Below are 11814 nucleotides of genomic sequence, written 5' to 3' on the forward strand. Positions count from 1 at the left end.
CGAGGCCGCGCCGCGCGCGGGGAGGCCGCCTCGTGAGCGGGCGCGCGCGCGGCGCGGCGCGGTCCGGGGCGAGCGCCGCCTGCTCGCGGCGCGACGCGCTCCGGGCGCTCGCCGCGTCGATCGCCGCGGCCGCGTCCGGCGCGACCGGCTGCGCGCGGCGCGCGCCGGACGGGCGCATCGAGGCCTCGCTGTGGTTCGCCTACGGCGGCAAGAACCGCGAGGTGCTCCTGTCGCTCATCGACCAGTTCCACCGCGAGCAGGGCCGCTACCGCATCGACGCGGTGTACCAGGGCGACTACTTCGAGGCGCTCGCCAAGCTGCGGACCGCGCTCGCGGCGCGCGCGGCGCCCGCGCTGACGCACGTCGTCGGCGAGGTGGTGCCTTACCTGGCCGAGGCGGGCGTGCTCGAGCCGCTCGATCGGTTCCTCGGCGCGCCCGGCGCCGGGCACGCCGATCTCGACGTTGTCGAGGCGCTCGGCCAGGCGGGGACGTTCGTCGGCGGGGGCGAGCGCCCGCTCGTGTGCCTGCCGTTCAACCGGTCGACGCCGATCGCCTATTACAACCGCGATGTGTTCCGCGAGCTCGGGCTGTCGCCGCCGTCGACCTGGGACGAGCTCCGCGCGGCGGCGGCGCGGCTCATGGTGCGTGACGGAGGTGGCACGCGGCGGTGGGGGTTCGAGTGCCCGATCGACTGGTGGTTCTGGGCGGCGCTCGTGGGGCAGGCGGGCGGCGAGCTCCTCGGCCCGGACGGCGCGCCGGCGTTCGGCGGCGAGGCGGGCGTGCGCGCGCTCCGGTTCTGGCAGACGCTCGTGCACGAGGACCGCACGATGAAGCCGCCGCCGGGGCGCGACTACAACGCGTGGCAGGTGACGAACACCGACTTCCTCTCGGGCCGGGTCGCGATGATCTGGACCTCGACCGCGTTCCTCCGGTACCTGGAGGAGAACGCGGGGCAGGCGGGCGCGGGGAAGTTCGAGGTCGGCGCGGCCCCGCTGCCGCGCGACGTGCGCTCCTCGGTGCCCACGGGCGGGACGATGTTCGTGATGCCGCGGGGCGCGGCGCCGGCGGCGCAGGAGGCGGCGTTCGCGTTCCTGCGCTGGATGATGCAGCCGTCGCAGGCGAACGCGTGGGCGACGCGGACGGGCTACATGCCCGTCTCGCGGCGCGGCCTCGAGGAGCTCACGCGGGGCGGCTACTACGCCGCGCACCCGAACGACCGTGTCGCCGTGGACCAGCTCGCGCACGCCGCGCCCTGGCCCTGGTCTCCGGACCTGTTCCGCGTCCAGCGCGAGGCGGTGCAGCCCCGGCTCGAAGAGGCGGTGCTCGCTCAGCGCGACGCCGCCGAGACCCTCTCCGAGGCCGTCCGCGTGGCGCGCGAGCGATGAAGCCCAGGCACCCCCTCTCGCCTTATCTGCTCCTCCTGCCGACCGCGGCCTTCCTGGCCGTGTTCTTCCTGGTCCCGCTCCTGCTCGCGGCCAGGAACAGCTTCTACGCGTGGGACCTGCTCACGCCGCCGCGTTACGTCGGGCTGCGGAACTACGAGGTCCTCGCCGGGAGCGGCGAGCTCATGGGCACGCTCCTCCGCACGCTCGGCTACAGCGCCGTCGTTGTGACGCTCTCCGGCTCTCTCGGGCTCGCGCTGGCGGTGGCGCTCGATCGGCCGGGGCCTGTCTATGCCTTCGTGCGGGGCGCGGTGTTCAGCGCCTATGTCGTGTCGTGGGTCGCGGTGGCGCTCCTCTGGATGTGGATCCTCGACGCCGACGGGGTCTTCTCGGCGGCGCTCCGCGGGCTCGGCCTCCCGACGATGAGCTGGCTCGGCGACCCCCGGTCGGCGTTGCTCGCGCTGGCCGCGGTGAGCGTCTGGAAGATCACCGGGTATGCGATGGTCATCTTCCTGGCGGGCCTCCAGGACATCCCCCGCGCGCTGCACGAGGCGGCGGCGCTCGACGGCGCCGGCCCGTGGCGGCGGTTCCGCCACGTGACGTGGCCGCTGCTCCGCCCGAGCGCCGCCTTCGTGGCGACGACGAGCCTCATCCTCTCCTTCCAGGCGTTCGACGTGATCCGCGTGATGACGCAGGGGGGACCGGTCAAGTCGACGACCCTCTTCGTTTACGCCATCTACGAGCATGTCTTCGTGAACCTGCGGGTCGGCCGGGCGAGCGCGATGATCGTGATCTTCTTCGGGTTTTTGCTCCTCCTGACGGTCCTTCAGCTCTGGGCGCTCCGCGCGGACGCGCCGCGCGAGGGGAGGCGGTCGTCATGACGGCGTTGCGCAGCGGCGGCGCGGCCGCGGGGCGCTTCGGCGCGCGCCGGCTCATCTCGGACGTCGTGCTCCTCCTCGTGGCCGTCGTGTGGCTCGGGCCGTACGCGTGGATGACGATCACCTCGCTGAAGACGCTGCCCGAGATCACCCGTGCTCCGGCGTACCCGTTGCCGCAGGCGATCCAGCTCGGCGCGTACCGCGAGGTGCTCCAGGCGGTGCCGGTGATGCGGTATTTCGCCAACACCGTGCTCATGGCGACGGCCATCGCGCTCCTGCAGATCGCGCTGGCGCTCCCGGCCGGCTATGCCCTCGCGAAGCTCCGGTTCGTCGGTCGGAACGCCGCGTTCGTCCTGGTGCTCTCGTGCCTGCTCATCCCGGCGCAGGTGACGTTCGTCCCCGTGTTCACGATGCTCGGCGCGGCCGGCCTCGTGAACACGTTCGCGGCGCTGATCCTCCCCTTCGGGGTCAGCGCGCTCGGGACGTTCCTTGTGCGCCAGGCGCTGCTCTCGGTCCCTGACGAGATCATCGAGGCGGCCAGGATGGATGGGGCGGGCGAGCTCAGGATCATCTATCTGATCCTCGGCCCGATGCTGCGGCCGACGCTCTCGGCGCTGTTCCTGTTCAGCTTCGTCTTTCACTACAACGATTACTTCTGGCCGCTCGTCATGACGACCGACGATCAGGTGCGCACGCTGCCGCTCGCGATTGCCCTCCTACGGGAGCAGGGGACGGGGGTCCGCTGGCACCTCGTGATGGCGGGCAACGTCCTCCTGAGCCTGCCGGTGCTGCTCGTGTTCGCGGCGGCGCAACGGCAGCTCCTGCGCGCGGTGACGGCGCGGGTCTGAGCGGGTCTGGAGCGGATCGGGCGCCCGAGCACGGCCGGTGTCGGAGGCCGCCGAGCCGCCGGTGACAGCGCGGTTTGCCCGGCCGGCGTGTGCATCGACGTGGCAGTGAGCGGCCGGGCGCGATCGCACCTTTCATTGACGCCGGCGATCGCCTCGCCGCGCAGCGCGCCTCGGCGCCGGATCGAGGGGAATCGCTGCGCTGTTTGTTCCCGTCCGGACGCCCTCGCTTCTGGCCCGGTCGTCGCACCGGCTCGCAGCGGCAAGCGCAGCGCCGGCCGGGCGCCGCGGAAGGAGATCCACGATGACGACGACCGAACCAATGATGAAGAAGGAAGAGGGCAAGGTCACGACGAAGATCGAGGAGAGGACCGGCAGGGTCCCGTCCGGCGCTTACCTCGGGCTGGCGATCGGCTCGATGCTGGCCTCGGCCGGCTTCATGCTGGCCGGCAAGAAGCAGATCGCGAACTTCGTCGGCCAGTGGGTGCCGTCCCTGCTCGTGATCGGCCTGTACAACAAGCTGGTCAAGATCGAGCACGAGATGGGATTCGGCGGCTACCGCTGACAGCGACCTGCCGCGGACGGCGGGGGGTCGCGATCTCCCTCCGCCTCCGCGCGCGTGACGACACGCTACGGACTGCCGGCGGGGCGGAGCGGCTGCCCGGCGAGGCGTAACGGCTGCCCGATGGCGTGATCGAAGCATCCCGTCCCAGAAAAGAGCCAGTTTATTGAGCAGTACGCGATGGCTCAAGGTGGCAAGTTTTGGAGCAATGATTGTTGACGACGAATGTTTTCGCTGAGCATGATTGATGACGACGGCCCGAGCCCGTAGCACGACGACTCCCGGCCGAATGACGGCGAGCTCCGCCTCGGATGACGATGGCTCCTCGCGGCGTGACGACGGCCTCCGCCTCGATGCCGGCGGCGCGGCGCCGCGCGACACGCGCCGCGCCGTCGTAGTCAAGAGACATGCTCCCGCAGGCGCTGGCCGGCTCGATGACCAAAACGTGCGATCCCCTGGACGTCCCTTTCCGCACGCACCTGGCCTTGGGTCAGGGCCAAACCTACCTCTCTTCCCGAAGAGGCAGACGACAACGACCCGACGCTCGAAGCTCCGGCCGCGAAGCTGGTCGACCAGGACTACGTCGAGCGCCTCGACGAGGCCGCCGAGGAGCTGACCCAGGTGGCGAAGACCGCGGCCGCGCGGCCCGCAGGACAGAAGGTCACGAGCGGCGACCTCGACCGGACCGACGGTATCAACCTGAGCCTGCTCGAGCCGATCGTGCGGGTGCTCGAGCGCGCCAACGAGCAGGATCCGACCATTCCGCGGCTCGTGCCCATCGCGACCCGGAGGCTGTTCAGCCGCAAGATCCGGAAGAAGACCACCGGGACGTCCGTCGGGGGCGGCACCGGGGACGGCACCGCCGGCGACGGCGGCGCCGCCGGCACGCCGCCGGACGAGGAGGATCCGCTCGAAGGCGACGACACGCCGGTCTGAACCGAGAGCGCCCTCCGCCGGGAGCGCGCGCCGCTGCTCCCGACACCGCCGGGTCGTACTCGGATCGCCCGCCGCCCGCCACGCAGCGCGCGCCTTCGTTCACACCACCCCCGAGAACACCTCTCCCTCTCCGGCCTCCGGCCTCCGGCCGCCGCGCGCCGCTAACCATCGTCCAGATCTCGACATTTCCATGGAATCCTTCTTGCTGAGCTCGCGCGCGCGACGAACGGAGGAACTCATGCGTCAGCCACTTTCTCGTTCTCTTGTCCTGGTAGGGCTCGTGTCCACGAGCGTTTTCTCGTCCTTCCTCGGGGCCTGCGGGTCGGAGGGGCCCGCACCGATGCCCGGCCTCGGTATCGAGGGCTCTGATCCGCGGATCACGGTGACGGAGGTCCCGCCGCCGGCCATCAGCGGCGGGACGCTGCTCATCGCCCGCGACGGCCGCACGGCGGTGGCGGCGGACGCCGACCGCGACCGCGTCTGGATCGTCGATCTCGACGGCGGCGAGGTGGCGGCGGTCGCGCTGGAGCGCGGCGACGAGCCGGGGCGGCTCGTCGAGGACGCGAGCGGCCAGGTCCACGTGGCGCTCCGGCGCGCCGGGGCCGTGGCGACCGTCGATATCGAGGCGCGGTCGGTCGTCGCGCGCAGGGAGGTCTGCCGCGCGCCCCGCGGGGTCGCCTTCGACGCCTCCCTCGACGCCATCCACGTCGCCTGCGCCGGCGGTGAGCTCGTGACGCTCCCGGCCTCCGGCGGCCCCGCCATCCGGAAGCTCCGCCCCGCCGCCGATCTGCGCGACGTCGTGGTCGACGGCGACCGGCTCCTCGTCAGCCGCTTCAAGTCCGCCGAGACGCTGGTCGTGGGCCCGGACGGCGAGGTGCTCTCGCGCCGCGCGCTCCCCGCCTTCCGCTCGACCGGGTTCCGCTCCTCGGACTACGCGCCTTCCGTGGCCTGGCGCATGACGCCGCGCCCAGGCGGCGGCGCGATGATGGTGCACCAGCGCGCGATGTCGTCACAGGTCACCCTCGCGCCGGGCGGTTATTACCAGGCGGCCGACTGCGATGGGAACATCGTGCACGGCACGATCAGCAGGATCGACCCGGCGGACGCTCCCGACTCACCGGCCACCGCGCCGCCTGCGGCCGCGATCCCGGGCGTCTCGCTGCCGGTCGACATCGCTGTCGCGCCCGACGGCGCGCGCCTCGCCGTCGTGGGCGCCGGCAACAACGTTGTCGTGACCACGACGGTCGGCGACATGACGAACAGCTCCGCGACAGCCAACTGCAATCCCGAGGTCACCTCGCAGCCGCTGAGCGGGCAGCCGATCGCCGTGGCCTTCGACGGCCGGGGCGCCGTCGTCGTGCAGCTGCGCGAGCCGGCCGCCCTGGAGGTGCTCGGCGGGCGCACCATCGCGCTGCCGGGCGAGAGCGTGAGAGACACAGGTCATGAGATGTTCCATCGCCCGCCGAACGGCTTCAGCGCCGTCGCGTGCGCGTCGTGCCACCCCGAGGGACACGAGGACGGGCAGACGTGGAACTTCGATCCCGTGGGCCTGCGGCGGACGCAGGCCATGGGCGGCGGCATCCTGCAGACAGCGCCCCTCCACTGGAGCGGCGACATGCAGGATCTCGCGGGCCTGATGGGGGAGGTGTTCGTCTCCCGCATGGGCGGCCCGAAGCCCGGCGCCCGGCGGCTCGACCTGATGGCCCGTTACATCGACAGCCTGCCCGCCTTCCCGGCGTCGCCGCCCGAGGACGAGGCCGCCGTGTCGCGCGGCGCGGCGCTCTTCCATGACAAGAAGGTGGCCTGCGCCGACTGCCACAGCGGCCCGATGCTCACCAACAACCGGAACGAGGATGTCGGGACCGGCGAGCTCCTGCAGGTGCCCTCGCTCATCGGCATCTCCGGGCGCGCCCCGTTCATGCACGACGGCTGCGCCGCGACGCTCCACGATCGCTTCGATCCCGCGTGCGGAGGCGACGATCACGGCGACGTCTCCGGTCTGACCCCGGCGCAGGTCGACGATCTCGTCGCCTATCTCGAGTCCCTCTGAGCGCTCGCCCGGCCGCGCTCCCCGCGCGACACGATTGAGGCGTTCCTCATCACCCGGGGCCGATTGCCACGATCGCGCCCCGTGATCTTCCGACCAGCGCGACGCCAGCGCCGCAACCGACGGGAAATCCGGACGCGCGTCAGGGGACGTCGCGGCTCCCCCGGACGGCACAGCGGTTGCTCCGCCATCGGGCAGACACCGCGATTCGATGGATCCGAGCCACAGGCACGGTCTTGTCTTCTTCTCACGACAGGGCGAGCCGGGGCTTCCAGCGGAGAAGCGGAACCGCGCGGAGGCGCGAGCTCGCAAGGAGGAGACCATGCCGAGAGGCGACAAATCCAGCTACACAGGCAAGCAGAAGCGACAGGCCGAGCACATCGAGGAGGGGTACGAGAAGCGCGGCGTGCCGGAAGAGGAGGCCGAGCGGCGGGCCTGGGCGACCGTCAACAAGATGACCGGCGGAGGGAAGAAGTCGGGCTCGGGGGTGGGCAAACCGGTGAACAAGGAGCCGGCGAAGAAGGGAGGCCGCAAGGGCGGCGCGGCGTCCAGGGCGCGGCCGGCTGCCGCGAGGAGCGCGGCGGCGAAGAAGGCGGCCGCGACCCGCAAGCGGAACGCCGCGGCGAGCGCCGGGCGGGGGACGGCCGCGAAGAAGGCGCCGAGGAGCGCGAGCGCGAAGAGCGCGACGAAGAAGCGCGCGACGAGCGCGACGAAGAAGAGCGCCGCGCCCGGCGCGCGCTCGGGCAGCGCCTCGCGCACGACGACGAGCCGCCGCGCCCGCGCGACGCAGGGCACGGCGCGCCGCAGCGGGGCAGGGGCCTCGCGCAAGACGACCTCGCGGCGGACCGGGACAGGCGCGCGGCGCGCCGCGAGCGGGTCCTGACCTCGGCGTGAGGAGGGGAGAGGGGACGAACATGCAGGAACTTCGGAGCAATGAGGCATCGGACGGCGAGGGCCGCGTGGAGAGCGACGAGTCCGGACCGCAGGAGGAGAGCCCGAGGGGGCGCGCGTTCCTCGCGACCCTCGTCCGCGAGCTGTTCCAGACGGAGCGCTCGGCGAAGGCGCATCCGCTTGTCGAGGCGCAGCGACTCGGCGATGTGCCGCCGGCGCACGCCCTGCGGGCGATCTCGGCCCACGCGGAGGCCGTGCTGTCGGAGCTCCCCTCGCTCCTCGGCGAGCGCGGGCTGCCCGTCAGCGTGGGTGGGAGCGCGGTGGGCCAGGCCTTCTCGGCGCTGCGCAATCACATCGCCGATCACCTGCTGAGCACCGAGAAGTCCTACCGCGGGACGCTCCTCGGGATGCGCCACGGCGTCGACCTTGTCGAGCTGATCCAGTACGTCGCCGCGGCGGAGGGCGACACGCTCCTCGCCGCGTGGTGCGCGCGCTGGCTCTCGACGCGCCGGCCCCTCGTCGAGGCGGCGGCGTGCGAGCTCGCGTGGTTCGCGGCGCGCCCGGCGCGCGCCACCCGGGCGGCGAAGGACAACGTCGTCGCCCACCTGCTCCAGGGCCTCGTCTACCGCGCCGAGCTCGCGGCGCAGCTGCTCCGCCGCCTCGCCCCGCTCGCGAGGTGACCCCTGCCGGCCGCGCGAGCGGCGGCCCTTTTGCTGGAGATACGGTGGTGATGCGTCGATCCATGGCTGTCCTGTTGAACTTCTCTTCCCGGTCGAACCGCGCGGCGGAGCAGCGCGTGCGGCTCGCGGAGCTCCTGAAAGAGAGCGGCTTCGACGCCGAGATGCTGTGCGCCGAGAAGGGCCAGCACATGGGGGAGCTCGCCCGCCGCGCGGCGCGGGGGCCTCACGATCTCGTCGTGGCGGGCGGCGGCGACGGCACGATGAACACGGTCGCCGCCGCGATCGCCGACACCGACAAGACGATGGGGGTCTTGCCGCTCGGGACGGTGAACCATTTCGCCAAGTACCTCGGCGTTCCGCTGACCCTCGAGGGCGCCGTGCGCACGCTTGTCGAGGGGCGGCGCGTCCGGGTCGACCTGGGCGAGGTCAACGGACGGGTGTTCGTGAACAACTCGACGCTGGGCATCTACCCGAGCATCGTGCGCGAGCGCGAGGCGCTCCGGAAGCGGAGCGGGCTGAACAAGTGGTTCGCCCTTGCGCTGGCGACCGCCTCGGGGATCCGGCGGCACGAGGGCGTCCGTCTCCGGCTCCTCCTGGACGGGCAGGAGCTCCAGCTGGACACGCCGTTCGTGTTCGTGGCGAACAACGACTTCAAGCTCGGCGACGTCGATCTCGCCCGCCAGCGCCCGCCGAGCTCGGGCGAGCTCGGCGTGTGCGTCGCGCACGCGGACAGCCGCCTCTCCAGGGTCAAGCTCATCGCCAGCGCCCTCGCCGGGCGCATCCATAAGGCGAGCGATTTCAGCATCTTGCGCACGACGGAGCTCCGGGTGGAGGCGCCGCATCGGCGCCGCCTCCACGTGGCCGCGGACGGCGAGATCCTCAGGATGACGCCGCCGCTGTGCTATCGCACGCGGCCTGAAGCGCTCAGCGTCATCGTGCCCCTGTCGTCCGACGTCAGCTCGGGCCCACGACGGCAGGAGGGCTCATCGGAGCACGCCACCGCGCTGGGGGGATGATGCATCATGCGCACGCTCGTGCACCTGTCGGATCTGCACTTCGGCCGAGTCAACAAGGACATCCTCCGCCCGCTGATCCAGAGGATAGGGGGGCTCGAGCCGCACGTGGTCGTGATCTCGGGCGATCTGACCCAGCGGGCGCGCAGCGCCGAGTTCGTCGAGGCGCGCGCCTTCCTCGACGCGCTGCCCTCGCCGCAGATCGTGGTGCCGGGCAACCATGATGTCCCGCTCTACAACCTGTTCGACAGGTTCTTTCGCCCGCTGGACAGGTACCGGAGCCACATCACGGACGACCTCTCGCCGTTCCACCTCGACGCCGAGCTCGCCGTCCTGGGCATCAACACCGCGCGCTCGCTGACGATCAAGGACGGGCGCATCAACGAACACCAGATCCAGGGGATCAAGGCGAGGCTGTGCGATCTCGGCCCCGAGATCGCGAAGATCGTGGTCACGCATCATCCGTTCGATCTGCCCGAGAGCTCGCCGCATGCGATCGTCGGGCGCGCGAGGCAGGCGATGGCGGCGATCGCGGGCTGCGGCGTCGACGTCATCCTGTCCGGTCATCTGCACCTGAGCCATACGGGGCACTCGGCGGAGCGGTTCGAGGCCGGCGGCCACTCGTCGCTCATCATCCAGGCCGGCACGGCGACCTCGACGCGCGGGCGTGGCGAGCAGAACGCGTTCAACGTGATCCGCATCGACGGGCGGAAGATCGAGATCGAGCGGAACTTCTGGCAGCCGGACAGCAGCGTCTTCGGGATCGCGAGCGCCGAGCATTTCGAGGAGACGGCGCGGGGGTGGGTGCGGGCGGCGTAGGCCTGGCGCGCTGGGCGGTGCTGTCATTGGCCCAGAGCGGTTTCACATGAAGACGGGAAGTCGGTAAGAGCCTTGGGAGCTTCTTCCCGCCTTCCGGCCTTCATGTTCGAATGGCAGCACCACCGCGCGCTGTCTGATGAGTCGAGTGAACGGTGGGCGCCCGGAGCGGGCGCCGTGGCGCCCCGGCTCCCTTCACCCGATCAAGCGAGCTTCCCGAGCTCCCGGAACCGCCCGCGCAGGTCGTTGTAGAGCCCCCGGTACACCGCGTGGATCTCCCGGTACCGCGCCGCGCGCGCCGGATCCGGCGCGACGCGCGAGACGACATGGACGAACGCGTCCGCCGCCTCCTCGACCGACGAGAACAGCCCCGCGCCCGCCGCGCCGAGGAGCGCCGCGCCGTAGGCCGGCCCCTCGGTCGACGTGGTGATCGCCACCGGCGCCTCGAAGACGTCGGCCATCAGCTGGCGCCAGAACGCGCTGCGCGCCCCGCCGCCGGTCAGCCGGATCTCGTCGATCGTGACCGCCGCCGCGCCGTTCGTCTGCCCCACGCCGCGCATCAGATCCAGCGAGTCCGCCAGCCCGAACGTGATGCCCTCCAGCACCGCGCGCGAGACGTCGGCCTTCGTCGTCCGGGCGCTCAGCCCCACGAACGCGCCGCGCGCCGCCGCGTCGTTGTGCGGCGTGCGCTCGCCCATCAGGTACGGCAGGAAGACGACGCCGCCCGCGCCGGGGCGCGCCGTCGACGCCGTGTCGGCGATGATCTCGTACGGATCGACCTTGCGGATCTCGGCCGCCATGCGCTCCCCGTCGCCGAGGACGTCGCGGTACCAGCGCAGCGCGCCGCCGGCGGCGAGCATCACCCCCATCAGGTAAAACCGGCCCGGGACCGCGTGGCAGAAGCTGTGGAGCCGCATCTCGGGCTCCACGATCCAGGAGTCGGTGTGCGCGAGGATCACGCCGCTCGTGCCGACCGACGCCATCGCCCGGCCGCTGCGCACGATGCCGAGCCCCACCGCGCCCGCCGCGTTGTCCGCGGCGCCCCGCACGACGAGCGTGCCCGCCGGCAGGCCCGTCGCGGTCGCGACCTCGGACGTGAGCTGGCCGAGCGGCGCGTTCGAGGGCGCGGACCGCGGGAACACCGCGCGCGGGACCCCGACCGCCCCGAGGAGCTCGGCGCTGAAGGAGCGATCCCCCGGCGAGAACGCCAGCGTGCCGCTCGCGTCGCTGTCGTCCGTCCCGAGCTCGCCCGTCAGCCGCAAGCCCACGAAATCCTTCGGCATCAGCACCGCGCGCACGCGGGCGAACGCCTCGGGCTCGTGCTCCCGGAGCCAGAGCAGCTTCGGCAGCGTGAACCCCTCGAGCGCGCGGTTGCCGACGAGGCGCGCGAGCCCCGCGTCGCCGACCTTCGGGTTCGCGCGGATCGCCTCGCACTCGGCCGTGGTGCGCGTGTCGCACCACAGGATCGCCGGCCGGATGACGGCCTGCTGCTCGTCCAGCAAGACCGCCGAGTGCATCTGCCCCGTCAGCCCGATCGCGCGCACCTCGTCCCGGCGCGGGCCGAGGGCGCGGGCGAGCTCGCCGAGGGCGCTCAGCGCCGCCGCGGCGAAGTCCTCGGGATCCTGCTCGGCCCACCCGGCGTGCGGCGTGGAGAGCGGATATTCGCGGTGCGCCGACGCGACCGCCGCGCCGCGCTCCGTTTCGACTGCGATGGCCTTGAGGCCGCTGGTCCCGACGTCGATTCCGATCACGATGGCCATGAAG

General features: G+C 72.2%; 10 protein-coding genes and 1 pseudogene. 10 read left to right on the forward strand and 1 reads right to left on the reverse strand.

The genetic code is table 11. From position 1 onward, the window contains the following. The first annotated feature begins 32 nt into the window (after nucleotides 1–32). The 10 genes and pseudogenes from WMF17_RS45615 (at nucleotide 33) to WMF17_RS45660 (ending at nucleotide 10053) form a co-directional block, all read left to right on the forward strand. Nucleotides 33–1385 carry an ABC transporter substrate-binding protein gene (locus WMF17_RS45615; protein WP_437647193.1) on the forward strand — a complete coding sequence of 451 codons (1353 nt, stop codon included), beginning with the start codon at nucleotides 33–35 and terminating at the stop codon, nucleotides 1383–1385. Beyond that, nucleotides 1382–2263, forward strand: coding sequence for a carbohydrate ABC transporter permease (locus WMF17_RS45620; RefSeq protein ID WP_437599823.1), 882 nt, complete (start codon nucleotides 1382–1384; stop codon nucleotides 2261–2263). Before WMF17_RS45615 ends, WMF17_RS45620 begins: the two co-directional genes overlap by 4 nt. Then, complete coding sequence (locus WMF17_RS45625; protein ID WP_437599824.1) at nucleotides 2260–3108, forward strand: carbohydrate ABC transporter permease; 849 nt, start codon at nucleotides 2260–2262, stop codon at nucleotides 3106–3108. Before WMF17_RS45620 ends, WMF17_RS45625 begins: the two co-directional genes overlap by 4 nt. A gap of 301 nt (nucleotides 3109–3409) precedes the next feature. Beyond that, nucleotides 3410–3670 (forward strand): hypothetical protein, encoded by a 261-nt coding sequence (locus WMF17_RS45630; protein ID WP_437599825.1) that lies wholly within the window; start codon nucleotides 3410–3412, stop codon nucleotides 3668–3670. Between the two features lie 618 nt (nucleotides 3671–4288). Continuing rightward, complete coding sequence (locus tag WMF17_RS45635; RefSeq protein ID WP_437647195.1) at nucleotides 4289–4603, forward strand: hypothetical protein; 315 nt, start codon at nucleotides 4289–4291, stop codon at nucleotides 4601–4603. A gap of 280 nt (nucleotides 4604–4883) precedes the next feature. Further along, entirely contained in the window at nucleotides 4884–6653 is a 1770-nt protein-coding gene (locus WMF17_RS45640) for a cytochrome-c peroxidase (protein WP_437599827.1), read from the forward strand. 319 nt (nucleotides 6654–6972) lie between these two features. Further along, nucleotides 6973–7275: pseudogene (locus tag WMF17_RS45645) on the forward strand (hypothetical protein); the annotation flags it as partial. Nucleotides 7276–7564: 289 nt separating this feature from the next. Further along, the gene (locus WMF17_RS45650; protein WP_437647197.1) at nucleotides 7565–8221 is read left to right on the forward strand and encodes a hypothetical protein; all 657 of its coding nucleotides are present in this window, start codon (nucleotides 7565–7567) and stop codon (nucleotides 8219–8221) included. Between the two features lie 62 nt (nucleotides 8222–8283). Next, entirely contained in the window at nucleotides 8284–9237 is a 954-nt protein-coding gene (locus WMF17_RS45655) for a diacylglycerol/lipid kinase family protein (protein ID WP_437647199.1), read from the forward strand. A 6-nt stretch (nucleotides 9238–9243) separates the two neighbouring features. After that, nucleotides 9244–10053: a metallophosphoesterase family protein gene (locus WMF17_RS45660; RefSeq protein ID WP_437647201.1), complete on the forward strand. Its 810-nt coding sequence runs from the start codon at nucleotides 9244–9246 to the stop codon at nucleotides 10051–10053. Between the two features lie 200 nt (nucleotides 10054–10253). Here the strand turns inward: WMF17_RS45660 and xylB are convergent, their stop codons facing one another. Further along, nucleotides 10254–11810 carry a xylulokinase gene (gene xylB / locus WMF17_RS45665; protein WP_437599831.1) on the reverse strand — a complete coding sequence of 519 codons (1557 nt, stop codon included), beginning with the start codon at nucleotides 11808–11810 and terminating at the stop codon, nucleotides 10254–10256. Nucleotides 11811–11814 lie beyond the last annotated feature (4 nt).

This window comes from Sorangium sp. So ce362 (genome assembly GCF_051519845.1).
Taxonomy (GTDB): domain Bacteria; phylum Myxococcota_A; class Polyangia; order Polyangiales; family Polyangiaceae; genus Sorangium.